The organism is Nocardia sp. NPDC055029, assembly GCF_053608525.1.
This window is the reverse complement of sequence record NZ_JBSGVQ010000004.1, coordinates 140,382-157,934: the sequence shown is the minus strand read 5'-3', so window position 1 is coordinate 157,934 and position 17,553 is coordinate 140,382. Positions and strand designations below refer to the sequence as shown.

The following is a 17,553-nucleotide window of genomic DNA, read 5'->3' as shown; positions in this document are numbered from 1 at the left end:
CGCCCATCCTCGCAGGCGCTCAGGCCAGCGCGCGCACAGGCTCGCGGACGGCGGCGAGCACTTCGCGCAGTTCGGCGTTGAACAGGTCGTAGCGCTCGACATTGCCCAGATGCCCGGTCGGCTGGACCTTGAACTTGGCCAGGGTGCCCGCCTTGCGCAGCAGTTCGGCGAGGCGTTCGGCGTGCACGACCGGGGTCATATCGTCGCGGTCGCCGGCCAGCACGGTGGTCGGCACACAGAAATTGCTCGCTGCGTCGCCGAGGTGCAGCCCGGCCAGCAGCAGGCCGTAGCGGGAGCGGGTCATCATCGGACAGCCGCGCACCACCGACAGCGCGTAGCTCAGCTTCTCCGGCGTGGTGTCCAGCGTCATCACCTGGCGGGCGAAGATCCAGCGCACGGGCGCGATCGGCGGGAAGACGACCGGTGTGCCGAGGATGAGCTTGCCGAGCCAGTCCGGGGTCGGCATCGCACGGCCGCGCAGCAGGCGCAGCGGCTTGTTCAGGCCGGGGACCATGGTCGAGACCTCGACCAGCGAGTGCGCGCCGGTGTTGGTGAGCACCACGGCCTCGGCCTGTTCGGCGACCCGTTCGGGGTAGCGGCCCGCCCAGGCGATGAGCGTCATCCCGCCCATGCTGTGGCCGACCAGGACCGCGCGCTGACCGGGCAGCAGGGCCGCGTCGAGCACATCGCACAGGTCGTCGGCGAGCAGGTCGGTGCTGGGGCGGGCGTAGCCGTTGGTCGACTCGCCGTGGCCGCGCTGGTCGTAGGCGATCACGCGGTACTCGCCGGCGAAGGCGTTGATCTGGGCGTTCCAGTATTCGATGGAACAGGTCCAGCCGTGCGCGAACACGATGACGGGCGCGTCGACCGGGCCGTAGGCGTGGACCCGCAGGCGGGCGCCGTCTGCGGTGACCACCGGGATCACCTCGTGCGGGACGGTCGGCGGATCGAAGGCCGCGAGCCCGTGGGTCCGCGTCCTGAGATCGGCCCGGTGGGCCGCCAGGGTGGTCTTGACCACGAGGGACGCGGAATCGACCAGGTTCAGCAGAGCCGTCGGCAGCTTTGCACGCATCGGCACACTCCTTTGTGTTACTGCCAGATACAGTAACACCGTGTACCACTGAACCGCGAGAGGTGCGCGGCGTTATTTCGCCGCGGCGGGTTACCAGCGCGGCCCGCGCTGCACCTCGTCGATCTTCGGGCGCACGTCGGCGAGGTAGACACCGGTCGCGATGATGGCGATGAACGACGTGAGCATGCCGAAGCCCGCGACGCCGAGCAGCAGGAAGACCATCGCGCCGGCGAGAATCGCCAGCCAGATGGGTTTGGTCATCTTGTCGACGGCCGTGAAGGCCTCGGCGCGCTGGCGCACGGCGTGGATGAGCGCGAAGACCGTCGCGCCGAATGCCACCACCCACAGGACCAGCAGGATCAGCGACGTCACACCGTTTACCAGGTTCACACCCCCATCATACGAACAGCGGCCCCGCGCATCATCGGATGCGCGGGGCCGCTGTCGGCGGTGCTACGTCAGCCTTACTCGGCCTTCTTCGGCGCTGGATCGAATGCCGGGCCCGGAAGGCAGACCTTTATTCGGCCTTCTTCGGCGCTGCCTTCTTGGCGGGCGCCTTCTTGGCCGGGGCGGCCTTCTTGGCGGCGGGCGCCTTGGCGGCCGGAGCCTCGGCCGGGGCGGGCTCGGTGCTCACGGCGACGACCTCGGCATCGACAACCTCGTCGGCGACCTTCTCGGCCTCGGCCTTGCCACGGCCCAGCAGGTCGGTGACCTTGGCGAGGGCGTCCTCGGCACGCGCGGAGGCATCCTTGTACAGGTTCTCGACGCGACCGATCTGCTCGTCGACGGCCTGGTTGGCGCGCAGCCGGTCGACGGTCTCCTCACCGCGGACGGCGAGGTCGGCGTAGATGTCGAGCGCCTGGCGGTAGTACTGCTCGGCCAGCTTGCGCAGCTCCTCCGAGGTGAACTTCTCGCGCAGCTCGGCGAGGTCCTCCGGCAGCTCCGACGGCAGGCCGGCGATGCGCTCGCGCAGGGTGTCGAACTGGGCCTGCACGTCGGCGGGGACGTTGGCGATGCGCTCACGGGCCTCGTCGACGCGGGCCTTGGCATCGGTGGCGACGACGCGCTCGCGGACGTCGGCGACGACCTCGTTCACGGCGGTGTAGATGGCGTCACCGGCACCGACGGTGGCGAACAGCGGCTTGGTCACGGTAGCGGTCTTCTCGGTCATCAGTCTTCGCTCTCCTGGCGTGGCGGAGTGTCAATTGTCGTGAACGAAACGTCGCTGTCCCGTTCGATCCCCCCTGAGCCGGCTTCTTCCCCGTTTTCCCGGCGAAACGACTCATAGATTTCCAGCAACACCTGTTTCTGCCGCTCGGTCACCGAAGTGTCCGCTAGCAGGGCGTCCCGGACCGGGCTGTGCGGACGCTGTTCGAGATATCCGGCCCGCACATACAACACCTCCGAGGAAACGCGCAGCGCCTTGGCGATCTGCGCGAGTACTTCGGCGGAGGGGTTACGCAATCCGCGTTCGATCTGGCTCAGGTACGGATTGCTCACCCCCGCCAGCGCGGCGAGTTGACGTAAGGACACCTGCGCAGCTTCGCGCTGGGACCTGATGAACCCTCCGATGTCTTGTGCCGCGTGCGCTACACGTCCCTCGGGCTGGTCTGCCATCACTCACCTTCTGGCGGTTGTACGGTCAATACTAAATCAGGGTGCTAGCTATTGCAAGCACTTCTGTTAGCACAGGGTCGGCTAACGGCCGGGCTCAGTGGAACAGCAGCTGCGAGATCGTGTAGATGGCCAGGCCCGCGAGCGAACCGACGACCGTGCCGTTGATCCTGATGAACTGCAGATCCCGGCCGACCTGCAGCTCGATCTTCCGGCTCGCCTCGTCCGCGTCCCAGCGGGCGACGGTGTCGGTTACCAGGGTAGAGATCTCGGCCGAGTAGTTACCGACCAGATAGCGCGCGCCGCGGTCGATCCAGCCGTCCACCTTGCCGCGCGTGGCCGGGTCGTCGCGCAAGCGCTCACCGAGCTGCTGCACATTCTCGGCCACCTTGCGGCGCAGGGTGGAATCGGGGTCCTCGGCCGACTCGAGAATCAACCGCTTGGCCGCGCGCCACGTCGCCTCGGCCATTCCGGTGATCTGCTCGCGGCCCATGATCTCGGCCTTGACCTTCTCGGCCTTGGCGATCATCGCCTCGTCGTGCTGGAGATCGTCGGCGAAATCCTGCAGAAAACGATCGGCGGCCTGACGCAGTTCGTGATCGGGATTCGAGCGCACCTTCCAGGTGAATTCGACCAATTCCCGATAGATTCGCTCGGAAAGCAACGTGTTGACGAATTTCGGCGCCCATTGCGGCGCGTCCCGCATGACAATGCGATCGATCGTCTCCTGCGAACCGAGCGCCCATTGATGCGCGCGTTCGGCCAGCAGATCGATCAGCGGCAGCTGCCGATTGTCGGCGATCAATTCCGAGAGCACCCGCCCGATCGGCGGACCCCACAGCGGTTCGGCGATCCGCTTGACGATGGTGTTGTCGATGATCTGCTCGACGTCCTCGTCGCGCAGCACGCCGACCACCGCGGTCAGGATCGTCGAGCTCTCCTGCGCGACCCGGGCCGCGTGGCCGGGATCGGCCATCCACCGGCCGACCCGCAGCGAGATCTGCGCGGAGTCCAGCCGCGCCGACACCACATCGGGAGCGAGGAAGTTCGTGCCGACGAAGGCGCCGAGGCTCTCGCCGAGCTGGTCCTTCTTCTTGCGGATGATCGCGGTGTGCGGGATGGGCAGGCCGAGCGGATGCTTGAACAGCGCGGTGACCGCGAACCAGTCGGCGAGCGCGCCGACCATGCCCGCCTCGGAGGCGGCGCGCACATAGCCGACCCACTCGCCGCCGCCGCCGCGCGATTCGAGCCAGCGGCACAGCAGGTACACCACGCTGGCCACCAGCAGGAATCCGGTGGCCAGTGCTTTCATCTTGAAGAGGTCACGTCGTTTACCAGCCTCGTCGGTCATGACCGCGAAACCCGCGGGTTGCGCAGCGGGTTCGGTGCGCGGCGCGAGAACCGCCGTATTGCCGGGAGCTTTCTCCATAGCCCCCATTCTGCTGTGCGCGCCGTAACGGCGCCGCCGTGAACCCCGCCGCGTCGCCCGCGACACACCAAACCAGCCGGTTTTCCGTACGCGCGGGTAAACACCTGGGTGTGGTAAATGCCGCAACGTCGGCCAAACGAGCGCCACCCCACACCGGCGCGCCTAAGCTGTACAACGAGACACGCCACATCGACCACAAGGGGGCTGTTCTGTCCACCGAAGACCTTGTCGAGATCGGCGAGCAGACCGGGCGCGCGACCGTGCGCGGCGGGGGTCCTGTCGACGGCCGCAAACGGCGGTGGCGGCAGCACAAGATCGACCGGCGCGAAGAGCTGGTCGACGGCACACTCAATGCCATCCGCGCGCGCGGCAGCCAGGCGGGCATGGACGAGATCGCCACCGAGATCGGCGTGTCCAAGACCGTCCTGTACCGCTACTTCGCCGACAAGAACGACTTGGTGCACGCCACCATGCAGCGGTTCATCGAGACCACGCTGCTGCCCCGCGTGTACGGCGCGATCAGCCTCGACGCCGACGAGTACCAGCTGGTGCGCGCCGCGATGACCGAGTACGTCGGCACCGTCGACGACGACCCCGAGGTCTACCGGTTCATCATGAGCAACTCCGCGGGCGACAAGTCCTCGCTCGCCGAGTTCGAACGGCTCTTCGCCGAGGTGGTCACGGCCGTGCTTGTCGACCGGGCAGGCGCCAAGGGCGTGCGCACCGACGGCGCGCTGTTGTGGTCGTACGTGCTGGTCGGCGGCATCCAGCTGGCCACGCACTGGTGGACGACCACCGACAAGGCCATGCCACGCCAGGACGTCATCGACTACCTGACGATGATGGCGTGGTCGGCGATCGAGGGCGTCGCCAGGGCGGGCGGTTCGCCCGAGATCTTCACCGCACAGACCCACGAGCTGCCCGAGATCCCCGCACAGCCTTCCTGAACTGGGGTTTCCTCACTATCGCCGGAGCCGGGCTCGACATCGCGGCGCGGTTGGTTACGCTGAACCGAGCGGGGCGCTGTGGCTTGCGTCACCGCCGGCGGTCGTGTGACGCTACGCGTCTACGGCCGCCCTGCGCGTCGGCACCAATGGAGGTACCTCGATGGCGAAGAACGTGCCGACATCCCGGCTTGCCCGCGGGACGAAACTGGGGGCGGTAGCGGCGAGCTCGGTCATCCGTTCGAAGAAGACCAGACTCTCCATGCGCGGACGGTCCGAGGCCGTGCGCGCCAAGATGGCCGAGGAGTCGATGATCCGCACCACCGAGCAGGTGGTCATGGTGCTCGGCACCATGAAGGGCGTGGCGATGAAGCTGGGCCAGATGATGTCGGTGCTCGACCTGGACCTGGTGCCGCCGGACCATCGCGACCGGTTCCAGCAGCGGCTCGCCGTGCTGCGCAATGCCGCACCGACGGTGTCGTTCGAGGCCATGCGCGCGGTGATCGAGGAGGATTTCGGTCGCCCGCTGGCCGAGGCGTTCGCCGAATTCGACCCGGAGCCGATCGCGGCAGCCTCGATCGGCCAGGTCTACCGGGCCACGCTGCACGACGGCAGGGCCGTCGCGGTGAAGGTCCAGTACCCCGGCGTCGACATCGCGGTGCGCGCCGACCTGAAGAACCTCACCATGTTCCGCCGGGTGCTGGCCTCGGCGATGCCGTGGATCACCCCGGCCGTGCTCGACGAGCTGAAGCTGAACATGGAGGCCGAACTCGACTACGTCGCCGAGGCCGCGACCCAGACCGAGATCGCGCACCTCTACCGGGATCACCCGTACATCGTGGTGCCCGCCGCGGTGCAGGAGCTCTCGACCACCCGGGTGCTGGTCAGCGAGTTCATCGAGGGCACCGGGTTCGACGAGATCCGCAACCTTCCCGACGCCCAGCGCGACCGGGTCGGCGAGATCATCTACCGCTTCTACGTCGGCTCACTGTTCACCTTCAACGAGTTCTGCGGCGATCCGCACCCTGGCAATGTGCTGCTCGCCCGCGACGGCCGGGTGGCCTTCCTCGACTTCGGCCTGTTCAACCGCATGGACCCCAAGCTGGTGCACTTCGAGATCCTGTGCCTGCGCGCCGCCGCGGAGGACCGCGCCGAAGACCTGCGGCAGTTGATGATCGAACGCGGCGTGATCGATTCCCCGGAGGAGATCGGCGCCGAGGAGTGTCTCGAGTACGTGCTCTCCGCCTCGGAGTGGTGCCTGGTCGACGAGGAACTGACCATCACCCCCGAACTGGCCAGCGGCGCGTTCCTGCTGGCCGTCGACCCGCGGGCCAGCGAGTTCACCGGGATGAAGCAGCAGAACCTGCCGCCGGAGCACCTGTTCTCCCGCCGCGCCGACTTCCTCACCTTCGGTATGCTCGGCCAGCTCGACAGCACCAACAACTGGCATCTGATCGCCCGGGAATGGCTCTACGACGAGCCGCCGGTCACCGAACTCGGTCTGGCCCACCGTGAGTGGCTCACCACCCATCCGCCGAAACCGGCGAAGAAGCCGCGTGCCCGCAAGGCAGGCACTCGATGAAAGGCGCGTCATGCCGCAGCACCGTGAGTTCGACCTGATCCTGTTCGGCGCGACGGGTTTCGTCGGCAAACTCACCGCCGAATACCTGCTCACCGCCGCGCCCGAGGGCGCCAAGATCGCCCTGGCGGGCCGGTCGGCCGACAAGCTGGCCGCTGTGCGCGCCGAGCTGGGTCCCGCCGCGGCGAAGTGGGAACTGGTGGTGGCCGATTCGACCGACCCCGCCTCGCTCGCCGCGATGGCCGAGCGGACCAAGGTCGTGGTCACCACGGTCGGCCCGTACCTGCGTTACGGCATGCCGCTGCTCGGCGCGTGCGCCGCCGCGGGCACCCACTACGCCGACCTCACCGGTGAGCCGCTGTTCATCCACGACGCCATCGAGCAGTTCGAGCAGATCGCCGTCGATTCCGGCGCCAAGATCGTCAATTCCTGTGGCTACGACTCGATTCCGTCGGACCTGAGCGTCTACGAGCTCTACCGCGCCACCGTCGCCGACAACACCGGCGAGCTCGAGGACACCACCCTGGTGGCCTACCTCAAGGGCGGCGCGAGCGGCGGCACCATCGATTCGGGCCGAGCCATGTGGGAGGACGTTGCCGCCGATTCCACCCGCGGCAAGATCCTGGCCCACCCGTACTCGCTGAGCCCGGACCGCACGATGGAGCCCGATGTGGGCCGCCAGTCCGATCAGGCACTGGGCCGCGCCGACAGCATCGATCCCAGCCTCGACGGCTGGGTCACCACCTTCGTCATGGCCTCGCACAACACCAAAGTCGTGCGTCGCACCAACGGCCTGCTCGGCTGGGCCTACGGCAAGCAGTTCCGCTACCGCGAGGTGATGAACGCGGGTAAGTCGGCCGCCGCACCGCTGGTCGCGGCCGGTGTCGCGGGCGGCCTCGTCGTCGGTATGGTCTCGGGCGCCGTGCTCTCGCGCGTCTCGTTGGGCCGCAAGCTGCTCGACCGGATCCTGCCCAAGCCCGGCACCGGCCCCAGCGAAAAAGCGCGCCGCAGCGGCTGGTTCACCATGCGGACCTTCGCCCACACCAGCTCCGGCGCCAAGTACCAGGCCACCTTCTCCGGCACCGGCGACCCCGGCTACCAGGCCACCGCAGTACTGCTCGGCCAGAGCGGCCTGTGCCTGGCCTTCGACGAACTCCCCCAGCGCGCAGGCATTCTCACCCCCGCCTCGGCCATGGGCGAAGCGCTCACCGCCCGGCTGCGCGACGCGGGCATGACGATCGAGGTCGCACGGCGGTGAACCTAGCCCGCAAGACCATGAACGCGCCTGCCTTGGCCGCGGTGTACGAGCACGCGTGGCGGCCGACGCTGTTCTATCTGGCCAGCGGACGCACCACCGGCAGCGACCGCCGCGAAGCCGTCGACACCCTGCGGCTCAGCGGCAGCAAGAAGGTGCTCGATCTCGCCTGCGGCCCAGGCAATTTCACCAAGTATCTGAGCGAGTTCCTCGCCGGCGACGGCTTCGTCACCGGCCTGGACTACTCCGAGCCGATGCTGGCCAGGGCCGCGGCCGACAACGCGGGCCCGCGGGTCGGCTATGTCCGCGGCGACGCGCGCACGCTGCCGTTCGCCGACGGAACCTTCGACGCCGTCTGCTGTTTCGGCGCGCTGTACCTGATCCCCGATCCGATCGCGGCCACCCGCGAGATGATCCGGGTACTCGCGCCGGGCGGCCGCATCGCGATCACCACCAGCTACCGCGAGGACAACCTGTTCGGCCGGGCCAGCACCATGGCCGCGGGCTTGAGCGGGCTGCGGCTGTTCGACCGCGACACCTTCCCGACACTGTTCGCCGAGGCGGGGCTGGTCGAAATCGACCAGCGGGTGCGCCGTTTCATGCAGTACGTCGACGCCACCCGCCCCGCCTGATCGGTCAGGGCGCGCAGGCCCGATTGCGTCGAGCTTGCCGGTCGATCGCACGCACTAGTGGTAGGCATGGGAAATGGCGAAGAACTGGGCACAACCCGTCACCACCGCGCTGCGCGCCGATGGTCAGCGCATCGCCGGGCTCGACACGTCGAGTACACCCGGTTTCGCCGGTGACAAGCAGCAGGGCAAGACGCTGCTGAGCGAGCGTGGCGTCGTCCTGTCGAACCTGCAGGAGCGGTTGTTCGCCAACGGCCGCACCGGTGACAAGCGCAGCGTGCTGCTGGTGTTGCAGGGCATGGACACCGCGGGCAAGGGCGGTATCGTGCGCCACGTCATCGGTTCGGTCGACCCACAGGGCGTCGACCACGCCTCCTTCGGCGTGCCGACCGAGGAGGAGAAGCGGCACGACTTCCTCTGGCGCATCCGCAAGCGGCTGCCCGTCCCCGGCCAGCTCGGTGTCTTCGACCGCTCCCACTACGAGGACGTGCTGGTGGCCAGGGTCCACGAACTCGTGCCGCGCGCGGAGTGGGAGCAGCGCTACGGCCAGATCAACGCCTTCGAACTTGAGGTCGCCGACGCGGGCACCACGATCGTGAAGGTGGCCATGTTCATCTCCCTCGACGAGCAGAAGCGCAGGCTGCGCGAACGCCTCGAGCGTGCCGACAAGTACTGGAAATTCAGCCCCGCCGACATCACCGAACGCGGCTACTGGCCCGAATATCAGAAGGCTTACCAGGCTGTTCTCGAACGCACCAACACCGACTACGCGCCCTGGTACATCCTGCCCGCCGACAACAAGTGGTATGCGCGCCTGGCTGTCACCGAACTGCTGATCGACGCCCTGACCGGGCTCGGGCTGGATTGGCCGCCCGCTGATTTCGACATCGCCGAGCAACTGCGCCGGCTCGACGCGTCCTGACATCGATCGTTGAACAAACTCTCAGGTTCGGCCGCAATGATGTGCTCCGTGGGGAGACAACCAACGAAAGGCGTGTGACGACGGTGAGCACGGGCAAGCAGAATCCGCTGGCGGCGGCAGAGGCGGCCGACAAGCGGCGCAAGCTAGCGATCCAGATCGGTGTCGCCGGCGTCCTGGTCGCCCTGATCGCGGCGATCGGCATCAGCATCGCCGTGAATCGGTCGGACTCCGACACCGACTCCTCCGCCACCGCCGCACAGCTGCCCGCGGTCGGGGGTTCGATCTCGGAGAACGGCTCGGTGGTGATCGGCAACCCGGACGCGAAGGTGAAGGTCCGCGTGGTCGCCGACCTGCAGTGCCCGGCGTGCCAGCAGTTCGAGGCCGCCAATGCCGCGGCGCTGGCCGACGCGGCGGCCGACGGAACGGCTGTCATCGAGTACCAGATCATCTCGTTCCTGGACAAGGCCTCCACCAACCAGTACTCCTCGCGCGCGGCCAACGCCTCGTTCTGTGTCGCGAAGTCGGACACGAGCAAGTACCAGGGCTGGCTGCAGACGATGTTCGAGAAGCAGCCCGCCGAGGGCGGCGCCGGCCTGAGCAACGCCGAGCTCGTCCAGATCGCCGTCGACGCCGGCTACACCGACCCGGCGGTGGCCACCTGCATCAACGACAAGCCCTACAACGACGCCATCAACCAGCTCACCGAAGCCGCGTTCGCCTCGGGTGTGAAGGGGACCCCGTCGGTGTACGTCAACGGTCAGCCGCAGCAGTCGAAGGATGTCCTGTACGCCGAGAACGGCCTGGCGTCCGTGATCGCCGACGCGGCCAAGTGATCACCACGCCCGCCCGCTCGGCGTGGCTGCTGCTGATCGCCGGGCTGGCGGGCTGGCTGGCGTCGTTCACGCTCACCGTCGAACGGTTCAAGCTGTTCGTCGACCCGGACTACGTCACCTCCTGCAGCATCAACTCGGTGCTGTCGTGCGGGTCGATCATGCAGACCGATCAGGCCTCGGTGTTCGGCTTCCCGAATCCGCTGTTCGGCATCGTCGGGTTCCCGGTGGTCGTCACGCTCGCTGTGCTCTCCGTGGTCGGCGTCGGCTTCCCGCGCTGGATCTGGGGCGGGCTGTGGCTCGGCACCGTCCTCGGTGTCGCCGCGATCTGCTGGCTGATCTTCCAGAGTCTGTACCGGATCAACGCGCTGTGCCCGTACTGCATGGTGGTGTGGGTCGTGGTGCCGGTGCTGTTCGCGGTCACCACGCAGGAGACCTGGGGCGGGTCACGCGGTCCGATGGGGATCCTCGCCGAATGGCGGTGGACGCTGGTCGTGGTCTTCTACGCGGTGGTGCTGCTGCTGGTCTTCCTGAAGTTCCAGGACTACTGGCTCAGCCTGGTCTAGCTAGGGCGTTCCCCTCGCCAGCACCACCTCGACCGTGCGGGTCGTTCCGTCGGGCGCGGTGACGTCGAGCCGGATCAGATCGGCGGGTTTGCGCGCATTCACGGCGGCGCTCAGCGCGCGGGCGGTGGTGATCGGCTGCCCGTCGACGGCGGTGATGACATCACCGGTGGTGATCCCGGCGGAGCGCGCAGGCTGCCCGTAGAAAGCCCAGTTCACCTGGGCGCCGGACGGTTTCGCGTCGACGATCTGCACCCCGAGCGTGGCCGTCGGCCCGATGTGCACGGTCTCGGTCGGCGTCCCCGAGCGGATCTGCGCCACGATCCGCAGGGCGGTATCGATCGGCACCGCGTAGCCGTTGGCCTGTTTCGGCTGGTATTCGGTGCCGGGCCGCTCCCCCGAGGCCGCCGTGATCACCCCGACGACAGCGCCGGTGCTGTCGGCCAGCGCGCCCCCGGACTGCCCGCCGACGACGGGCGCGGCGATCTGCACCATGCCACGCAACGACTTGCGGGTCAGGTCGGCGGAGTTCATCGCGACGATGCTCGCGTCGAGATCGGTGATCGGCCCGGCGACCGCGGTCGCTTCGCCGCCGTCGCCGCCCGCGTCGCCGATGGCGAGCACGTCCTGGCGGATCCGCAGCTCCGCGGAGGAGCCGAGGCGCGCCGTCGGCAGCCCCGATGCCCCGGCCAGCGACAGCAGCGCGATATCGGCGGTCGAGTCGTAGCCGAGCACGGTGGCCGGGTAGACCAGCCCGTTCCCGATATCGGTGACCTTCAGCTCGTCGGCGCCTTTGATCACGTGATGACTGGTGAGGATCTGCCCGTCTTCGGTGAGGACGATGCCCGACCCGGCGGCGCTGCTGCCGAACCGCGTCGCGTCGACCGCGATATTGACCAGCGCGGGCTCCACCTGCGCGGCGACCAGGACCGGGTCGAGCGGGATCGGCGGCGGTTGCTCCGCGACAGCGACGATCTCGCCCGCCGGTGGCTCCCAGGGAAACGCCAGCTCACCGCGATATCCGAGGAATGCGCACACGCCGATCAGCGCGACGACCAGCGTCGCAAACACCCGGCCAAGAGCGTGCACGCGCATGTCCTCTCTCGCGAGCCGACTACTCCATTGTGACCCGGATTCGAGCCAGACCGGGTATCGATCCGAACGCGCCGGTTGGCAAACGCCGCATGCGACGGTAGGCATAAGTCCATGAGCACCGCAGCCGCCTACGCCGTCCCCGCCCCCGACGGGTCCTTCGAGAAGGTCACGATCGAGCGCCGTGAACTCGGCCCCGACGACGTCCTGATCGACATCAAATACGCGGGCATCTGCCATTCCGACATCCACACCGCCCGCGACGAATGGGGCGGCACCAAGTACCCCTGCGTGCCCGGTCACGAGATCGCGGGCATCGTCGCGGCCACCGGCTCGGCGGTGCGCAAGTACAAGGTGGGCGATCGGGTCGGCGTCGGCTGCCTGGTGAACTCCTGCGGCAAGTGCGTGCCGTGTCTGGCGGGCGAGGAGCAGTACTGCGCCAAGGGCGCCACCTGGACCTACAACAACCCGGTCCCCGAAACCGCGCAGCCGGGTGGCTACACCATGGGTGGTTACGCCACCCAGATCGTGGTGACCGAGAGCTTCGTCGTCGCCATTCCCGACGGCATCGGCCTCGATGTCGCCGCGCCGCTGCTGTGCGCGGGCATCACCCTGTACTCGCCGCTGCGGCACTGGAACACCGGGCCCGGCAAGAAGGTCGCGATCATCGGCATGGGCGGACTCGGGCACGTCGGGGTGAAGATCGCGGCCGCCCTCGGCGCGGAGGTGACCGTGCTCAGCCAGTCGCTGCGCAAGCGCGACGACGGCCTGCGGATGGGCGCCGACCACTACTACGCCACCAGCGACAAGGAGACCTTCCGGCAGCTGCGCGGCTCGTTCGACCTGATCATCAACACCGTCTCCGCGAACCTGCCGATCGACAACTACCTGCGCCTGCTCGCCCTCGACGGCACCCTGGTCATCCTCGGCCTGCCCGATCAGCCGATGAGCGTCACCGGCCGCAACCTCGCCGCGTTCCGCCGCTCGCTGGCCGGTTCGATGATCGGCGGCGTCGCGCAGACCCAGGAGATGCTCAACTTCTGCGCGGCGCACGGCATCGGCGCGGAGATCGAGCTGATCTCGGCCGACGAGATCGATTCCGCCTACGAGCGGGTCATGGCCAGCGACGTGCAGTACCGCTTCGTCATCGACACCGCGACGATCTGAGCCGCGCGCCAGCGCGCGCGAATCCCGCCGTCCTCGGTACCGTGGGCCAGGTGGCTGCCGATGACGAATCGACCTCTGGCCCCGCCGCGGCGGCACCGGTCGCCGCGGCGGACACACTGCCGGTCGGCTGGTCGGTGCGCACCCCACCGCGCTGGCTGCCGCGGTCGCTGCTCTACGCGACGCTGGCCGTCGCCGGGCTGATCGCGGCGTTCTGGGTGCTCGGCAAGCTGCAAGGCCTGCTGACCATTCTGATGGTCTCGCTGTTCCTGGCCTTCGCGATCGAACCCGCCGTGAACTGGCTTGCCGCGCGCGGTGTTCGGCGCGGGGCGGGCACCGGTGTGGTGTTCGGCGGGCTGCTGCTCGTGGTCGTCGCGTTCGTGTGGACGCTGGGCGCGCTGCTGGTCAACCAGGTGACCATGCTGGTGAGCAACGCGCCGGACTACATCCAGGACGTGGTCGACTGGATCAACTCGACCTTCGACCAGGACCTGTCCGGCGACGACCTCACCAAGTACGCCTCGGAGTGGAGCTCGACGATCGAGGGCTATCTGGTCGGCCTGGCCGGAAACGTCTGGGGCATCGGCACTGTCGCGATCGGCGCGCTGTTCCAGCTGCTCGGCGTGCTGCTGTTCACGTACTATTTCGCCGCCGACGGACCGCGCTTCCGCACCTGGGTGTGCTCGTTTCTGCCGCCCAAACAGCAGAAGCACGTGCTGCGGGCGTGGGACATCGCGGTCGAGAAGACCGGCGGCTACATCTATTCGCGCGCGCTGCTCGCGCTGTGTTCCGCGCTCGCCCACTATGTCGCGCTGCGGCTGTTCGACGTGCCATCGGCGTTCGCGCTGGCGCTGTGGGTCGGCGTGGTCTCGCAGTTCATCCCGACCGTCGGCACCTATCTGGCCGGTGCGCTGCCGGTGCTGGTCGCGCTGGTGCACGACCCGATCTCGGCGTTGTGGATCCTGCTGTTCATCGTCGCCTACCAGCAGTTCGAGAACTACGTGCTGCAGCCGCGGATCACCGCGACCACCCTGGACATGCATCCGGCGGTGGCCTTCGGCGCGGTGATCGCGGGCGCGGCGCTGCTCGGGCCGACGGGTGCGCTGCTGGCCATCCCGGTCACCGCCACCCTGCAGGGCTTCGCAGGCGCCTATGTCCGGCGCTACGAGGTCACCGAGGAGGCCGAGGCGCCGACGGGGAAGAAGAAGCCCAAGCAGCCGCCCGCCGAACCGTCGAACGAGTAGGCGGCGCGATGGCCATCCTGCTGTCGCTCGTGTCCATGCTGTCGACCCTGTTCGGCGGATTCGTCGCCATGCGGATCGGCGACCGCAAGCACCTGGTGCTCGGCCTGGCCGCGGGTGTCCTGCTCGGACTGGTCGCCTTCGACTTGATTCCCGAGGCGCTGGAGCAGTCGACCGGCGAGGTGTACGGCGTGCCGGTGGTGCTGATCGCCGCCGTGATCGGGTTCCTGAGCATCCACATCATCGAACGCGCCGTCGCCATCCACACCGGCCACGAGTCCGAATTCGGCGCCCACCACCACGGATTCGAGTCGGTCGGGCTGCTCGCCGCGGCCGGCCTCATCTTCCACAGCACCCTGGACGGTTTCGGTATCGGCCTGGGCTACCAGGCGGGCGCCGCGGTCGGCCTTTCGGTCGCGATCGCGGTGATCTGCCACGACTTCGCCGACGGCTTCAACACCTTCACCATCCCCACCCTCTACGGCAACGCCCGCAAACGCGCCCTCACCCTCCTCGGCCTTGACGCCATCGCCCCCGTCTTCGGCGCCATCCTCGGCACCCTCATCCACGTCCCCGAACAGTGGATCGGCCTCTACCTCGGCTACTTCGCCGGCTTCCTGCTCTACCTCGCCACCGCCGACATCCTCCCCGAAGCCCACGCCGAACACCCCTCCCGCCTCACCCTGCTGTGCACGGTCACCGGCGTCGGCGCGATGTTCGGCGTCGCCGCCCTCAGCCACTGAGCGGGCGCACCGGATTTCCGGTGCGCCCGTTGGCCGGCTCGCCTACTCCGCCGCGACAGCCGCTGCCTCGGCTTCGGCGGCCAGTGTCCGGCGACGCACGCGACGCGCGGCCGCGACCATATTGCGCAGCGACGGCTCGAGCTGCCAGTAGTGGCGGGTCTTGAGACCGCCGTCCGGGTTGGCCCAGAGCCGTTGCGGCGTCACGGCTTCCGCGGCCTGGGTGAGCAGCTCGTCGAGCTCGTCGATGTCCGGGATCCGCGCCGAGCGGCTCTCGTACACGCCGGGGCCGACGCCGTGGCTGAGGCCGTGGCCGGTGGCGACGTCCTCGGTCAGCGCCTGCATGACCCATTCGATCGAGCGGGTCGCCACGATCGCGGTGACGTCGGCGTCGAGCTGCTCGATCGCGTCGACCACCTCGGTGCGGCCGGAATAGCCGATGTGGGTGTGGATCTGGGTGTCGGCCCGCACGCCGGAGGTGGCCAGCTTGAACGCGCCGACCGCCCAGCGCAGGTACTCCTCGCGCCCCACCGGACGCGCGGGCAGCAGCTCGCGGATGGCGGGCTCGTCGACCTGGATGATCGCGATGCCCGCCTTCTCCAGGTCGACGACCTCGTCGCGGATGGCCAGCGCCACCTGGTCGGCGGTCTCGTAGAGCGGCTGGTCCTGGCGCACGAACGAGCGGGCCAGCATGGTGACCGGTCCGGTGACCATGCCCTTGACCGGCTTGTCGGTCAGCGACTGCGCGTAGGTGGTCCAGTCGACCGACATCGGCGCTGGCCGCGACACGTCGCCGTAGATGATCGGCGGACGCACACACCGCGACCCGTAGACCTGCACCCAGCCGAAGCGGGTGGTGGCGAAACCGTCGAGCTGCTCGGCGAAGAACTGGATCATGTCGTTGCGCTCGTGCTCGCCGTGCACGAAGACGTCGAGACCGATGTCCTCCTGCAGCCGGATCGTCGCCTCGATCTCGGCCTCGACCTGCTTGCGGTAGTCCTGCTCGGACAGCCTGCCCTGGGCCACCTCGTGGCGGGCCTGGCGCAGCCGCACGCTCTGCGGGAACGAGCCGAGCGTCGTCGCGGGCACCACCGGCAGGTTCAGCCGTTCCTGCTGGGCGGCACGGCGCTCCACGTAGGGTTCGCGCTCGCGCATGTCCGCGGTCACCGCGTACACCCGCTGGCGCACCGCGTGCTTCTGCTTGAAGTGCACCTCGGTGGGCCGCTTGCGCCAGTGATCCGACGGGCCCTCGGTGAGCGCCTTGGCCAGCGAGACCACCTCGCCCACCTTCTGCTTCGCGAAGGCGAGCCGGTCGGCCACATTGCCGTCGATGTCGTACTCGGCGAGCACGTCGTAGGGCACGTGCAGCAGCGTGGTGCCGGTGGACACGACCAGGTCGGGGCAGACCTCGGCGATCGAGTTCAGGTAGTTCAACGTGACGAAACGATCGGCCCGCCAGACATTGGTGCCGCTGATGACACCGGCGTAGATCCGCTTGCGCTTGATCCCGGGGATCGCGGCCAGCTCCTCCGGCGTCATCCGGTAGGCGGACAGGTCGAGCCCGATGGCCTCGACATTGGTCGCGGCCAGGATGCGCAGCGCCTCACCGAAATCGCCGTACTGACCGGTGACCAGGATGCGCGGGCGCAGCGGCGCCTTGGACAGCCGCTGGTAGGCCTTCTCGAACGCGGCCAGCTCGGCGGGCGAGCGCTCACCGGTGAAGCACGGCTCGTCGAGCTGCACGCAGGTCGAGCCGCGCTTGGCGAGGATCTCGAACAGCTCCTCATAGAACGGCAGCAGCTTGTCGAGCAGGCTCAGCGTGTCGAACTCCGCCTCGCCGGGCACGTGCCCCGCCTTCGACAGCAGCAGCAACGACACCGGGCCGAGCACGACAGGGCGCAGTTCGATCCCGCGCTCGATCGCCCGGTCCCACTCGTCGAGCAGGGCCTCGGGATGCAGCGAGAACGTGGTGTCGGCGTCGAGTTCGGGCTGGCGGTAGTGGTAGTTGGAGCCGAACAGGCGCACCAGCTCGAGCGGCGGCAGGTCGGGATTGCCGCGCGCCATCAGGAAGTAGAAGTCCAGGGGGTGCATGCCCTCCTGGTACTCGGAGAACCGCGACGGCACCGCGCCGAACAGCAGCGCGTTGTCGAGGATGTGGTCGTAGAAGGAGAAGGTGTTGCCCGGCACCTGCGTGAGTCCGGTCGCGGCCAGCTCGTTGAACTGGCGCTCCTGGATGTCGCGGCCTACCGCGAGCAGTTCGTCGCGCTCCAGCGATCCGCGCCAATACGACTCGAGCGCACGCTTGAGCTCGCGGTGCGGACCGATCCTCGGATATCCGAGAACGCTCGACCCGAATCCATCGGTGACGTTGACCATGACCGGGATACTCCCTTTCGATCACCTGCGCGGTCTCCCCGGGCGACGCCGGCTCCCGCGCATTGCTGCGCTCGACATATCACCGGGCCGCGCGAGCGCGTCC

18 protein-coding genes are annotated in these 17,553 nt (G+C 68.4%); 10 read left to right on the top strand and 8 right to left on the bottom strand.

Annotated features, from left to right (window positions below; genetic code table 11):
• Positions 1 to 19 precede the first annotated feature (19 nt).
• The 5 genes from ACWF9G_RS05555 to ACWF9G_RS05535 all read right to left on the bottom strand — a co-directional run bounded on the left by ACWF9G_RS05555 (position 20) and on the right by ACWF9G_RS05535 (position 4,115).
• Positions 20 to 1,072 (bottom strand): alpha/beta fold hydrolase, encoded by a 1,053-nt coding sequence (locus ACWF9G_RS05555; RefSeq protein ID WP_379310237.1) that lies wholly within the window; start codon positions 1,070 to 1,072, stop codon positions 20 to 22.
• Positions 1,073 to 1,162: 90 nt separating this feature from the next.
• Positions 1,163 to 1,456 (bottom strand): DUF2516 family protein, encoded by a 294-nt coding sequence (locus ACWF9G_RS05550; RefSeq protein WP_378851759.1) that lies wholly within the window; start codon positions 1,454 to 1,456, stop codon positions 1,163 to 1,165.
• Between the two features lie 133 nt (positions 1,457 to 1,589).
• Positions 1,590 to 2,243, bottom strand: a complete 654-nt coding sequence (locus ACWF9G_RS05545; protein ID WP_379304530.1) for a heparin-binding hemagglutinin — start codon at positions 2,241 to 2,243, stop codon at positions 1,590 to 1,592.
• Positions 2,243 to 2,689 (bottom strand): helix-turn-helix domain-containing protein, encoded by a 447-nt coding sequence (locus ACWF9G_RS05540; protein WP_189025424.1) that lies wholly within the window; start codon positions 2,687 to 2,689, stop codon positions 2,243 to 2,245. Before ACWF9G_RS05540 ends, ACWF9G_RS05545 begins: the two co-directional genes overlap by 1 nt.
• Positions 2,690 to 2,783: 94 nt before the next feature.
• Complete coding sequence (locus tag ACWF9G_RS05535) at positions 2,784 to 4,115, bottom strand: DUF445 domain-containing protein (RefSeq protein WP_379304528.1); 1,332 nt, start codon at positions 4,113 to 4,115, stop codon at positions 2,784 to 2,786.
• A gap of 260 nt (positions 4,116 to 4,375) precedes the next feature.
• Here ACWF9G_RS05535 and ACWF9G_RS05530 point away from each other — a divergent pair, with 260 nt between their 5' ends.
• Positions 4,376 to 5,062 (top strand): TetR/AcrR family transcriptional regulator, encoded by a 687-nt coding sequence (locus ACWF9G_RS05530; RefSeq protein WP_379304538.1) that lies wholly within the window; start codon positions 4,376 to 4,378, stop codon positions 5,060 to 5,062.
• Between the two features lie 111 nt (positions 5,063 to 5,173).
• On the opposite strand, the gene ACWF9G_RS05525 is transcribed toward ACWF9G_RS05530, so the two are convergent.
• On the bottom strand, positions 5,174 to 5,323 hold the full coding sequence (locus tag ACWF9G_RS05525) for a hypothetical protein (RefSeq protein ID WP_379304526.1): 150 nt from the start codon (positions 5,321 to 5,323) through the stop codon (positions 5,174 to 5,176).
• Between ACWF9G_RS05525 and ACWF9G_RS05520 the strand changes: the two genes are divergently transcribed.
• The 6 genes from ACWF9G_RS05520 to ACWF9G_RS05495 all read left to right on the top strand — a co-directional run bounded on the left by ACWF9G_RS05520 (position 5,322) and on the right by ACWF9G_RS05495 (position 10,840).
• A complete protein-coding gene (locus tag ACWF9G_RS05520) occupies positions 5,322 to 6,641 on the top strand; it encodes an ABC1 kinase family protein (protein ID WP_379304524.1) in 1,320 nt (439 codons plus the stop codon). The two genes, ACWF9G_RS05525 and ACWF9G_RS05520, sit on opposite strands and share 2 nt — an antisense overlap.
• Before the next feature lie 10 nt (positions 6,642 to 6,651).
• Entirely contained in the window at positions 6,652 to 7,896 is a 1,245-nt protein-coding gene (locus ACWF9G_RS05515) for a saccharopine dehydrogenase family protein (RefSeq protein WP_452513885.1), read from the top strand.
• Entirely contained in the window at positions 7,893 to 8,525 is a 633-nt protein-coding gene (locus ACWF9G_RS05510) for a class I SAM-dependent methyltransferase (protein WP_379304520.1), read from the top strand. Before ACWF9G_RS05515 ends, ACWF9G_RS05510 begins: the two co-directional genes overlap by 4 nt.
• Before the next feature lie 73 nt (positions 8,526 to 8,598).
• A complete protein-coding gene (locus tag ACWF9G_RS05505) occupies positions 8,599 to 9,444 on the top strand; it encodes a PPK2 family polyphosphate kinase (protein ID WP_452513882.1) in 846 nt (281 codons plus the stop codon).
• 74 nt (positions 9,445 to 9,518) lie between these two features.
• On the top strand, positions 9,519 to 10,277 hold the full coding sequence (locus ACWF9G_RS05500) for a DsbA family protein (protein ID WP_379304516.1): 759 nt from the start codon (positions 9,519 to 9,521) through the stop codon (positions 10,275 to 10,277).
• A complete protein-coding gene (locus ACWF9G_RS05495; protein ID WP_452513880.1) occupies positions 10,274 to 10,840 on the top strand; it encodes a vitamin K epoxide reductase family protein in 567 nt (188 codons plus the stop codon). The genes ACWF9G_RS05500 and ACWF9G_RS05495 overlap by 4 nt, the downstream gene beginning before the upstream one ends.
• Here the strand turns inward: ACWF9G_RS05495 and ACWF9G_RS05490 are convergent, their stop codons facing one another.
• Positions 10,841 to 11,932: a S1C family serine protease gene (locus ACWF9G_RS05490; protein WP_452513878.1), complete on the bottom strand. Its 1,092-nt coding sequence runs from the start codon at positions 11,930 to 11,932 to the stop codon at positions 10,841 to 10,843. It abuts the gene before it with no gap.
• Positions 11,933 to 12,043: 111 nt separating this feature from the next.
• On the opposite strand from ACWF9G_RS05490, the gene ACWF9G_RS05485 reads away from it, so the two are divergent.
• The 3 genes from ACWF9G_RS05485 to ACWF9G_RS05475 are packed head-to-tail and all read left to right on the top strand — an operon-like array spanning position 12,044 to position 15,077.
• Positions 12,044 to 13,096 (top strand): NAD(P)-dependent alcohol dehydrogenase, encoded by a 1,053-nt coding sequence (locus ACWF9G_RS05485; RefSeq protein ID WP_379304510.1) that lies wholly within the window; start codon positions 12,044 to 12,046, stop codon positions 13,094 to 13,096.
• A 50-nt stretch (positions 13,097 to 13,146) separates the two neighbouring features.
• Positions 13,147 to 14,337: an AI-2E family transporter gene (locus ACWF9G_RS05480; RefSeq protein ID WP_452513875.1), complete on the top strand. Its 1,191-nt coding sequence runs from the start codon at positions 13,147 to 13,149 to the stop codon at positions 14,335 to 14,337.
• A gap of 8 nt (positions 14,338 to 14,345) precedes the next feature.
• Positions 14,346 to 15,077 (top strand): ZIP family metal transporter, encoded by a 732-nt coding sequence (locus ACWF9G_RS05475; protein WP_379304506.1) that lies wholly within the window; start codon positions 14,346 to 14,348, stop codon positions 15,075 to 15,077.
• 42 nt (positions 15,078 to 15,119) lie between these two features.
• Here the strand turns inward: ACWF9G_RS05475 and metE are convergent, their stop codons facing one another.
• Positions 15,120 to 17,450, bottom strand: a complete 2,331-nt coding sequence (metE, locus tag ACWF9G_RS05470) for a 5-methyltetrahydropteroyltriglutamate--homocysteine S-methyltransferase (RefSeq protein ID WP_452513873.1) — start codon at positions 17,448 to 17,450, stop codon at positions 15,120 to 15,122.
• Positions 17,451 to 17,553: the final 103 nt, after the last annotated feature.

What these genes read in the sequence shown, in the direction of transcription:
- ACWF9G_RS05555 (WP_379310237.1), bottom strand. Translation starts at nt 1,072, where the DNA reads ATGCGTGCAAAGCTGCCGACGGCTCTGCTGAACCTGGTCGATTCCGCG.
- ACWF9G_RS05540 (WP_189025424.1), bottom strand. Translation starts at nt 2,689, where the DNA reads ATGGCAGACCAGCCCGAGGGACGTGTAGCGCACGCGGCACAAGACATC.
- ACWF9G_RS05515 (WP_452513885.1), top strand. Translation starts at nt 6,652, where the DNA reads ATGCCGCAGCACCGTGAGTTCGACCTGATCCTGTTCGGCGCGACGGGT.
- ACWF9G_RS05490 (WP_452513878.1), bottom strand. Translation starts at nt 11,932, where the DNA reads ATGCGCGTGCACGCTCTTGGCCGGGTGTTTGCGACGCTGGTCGTCGCG.
- ACWF9G_RS05520 (WP_379304524.1), top strand. Translation starts at nt 5,322, where the DNA reads ATGCGCGGACGGTCCGAGGCCGTGCGCGCCAAGATGGCCGAGGAGTCG.
- ACWF9G_RS05545 (WP_379304530.1), bottom strand. Translation starts at nt 2,243, where the DNA reads ATGACCGAGAAGACCGCTACCGTGACCAAGCCGCTGTTCGCCACCGTC.
- ACWF9G_RS05485 (WP_379304510.1), top strand. Translation starts at nt 12,044, where the DNA reads ATGAGCACCGCAGCCGCCTACGCCGTCCCCGCCCCCGACGGGTCCTTC.
- ACWF9G_RS05525 (WP_379304526.1), bottom strand. Translation starts at nt 5,323, where the DNA reads ATGGAGAGTCTGGTCTTCTTCGAACGGATGACCGAGCTCGCCGCTACC.
- ACWF9G_RS05505 (WP_452513882.1), top strand. Translation starts at nt 8,599, where the DNA reads ATGGCGAAGAACTGGGCACAACCCGTCACCACCGCGCTGCGCGCCGAT.
- ACWF9G_RS05535 (WP_379304528.1), bottom strand. Translation starts at nt 4,115, where the DNA reads ATGGAGAAAGCTCCCGGCAATACGGCGGTTCTCGCGCCGCGCACCGAA.
- metE (WP_452513873.1), bottom strand. Translation starts at nt 17,450, where the DNA reads ATGGTCAACGTCACCGATGGATTCGGGTCGAGCGTTCTCGGATATCCG.
- ACWF9G_RS05475 (WP_379304506.1), top strand. Translation starts at nt 14,346, where the DNA reads ATGGCCATCCTGCTGTCGCTCGTGTCCATGCTGTCGACCCTGTTCGGC.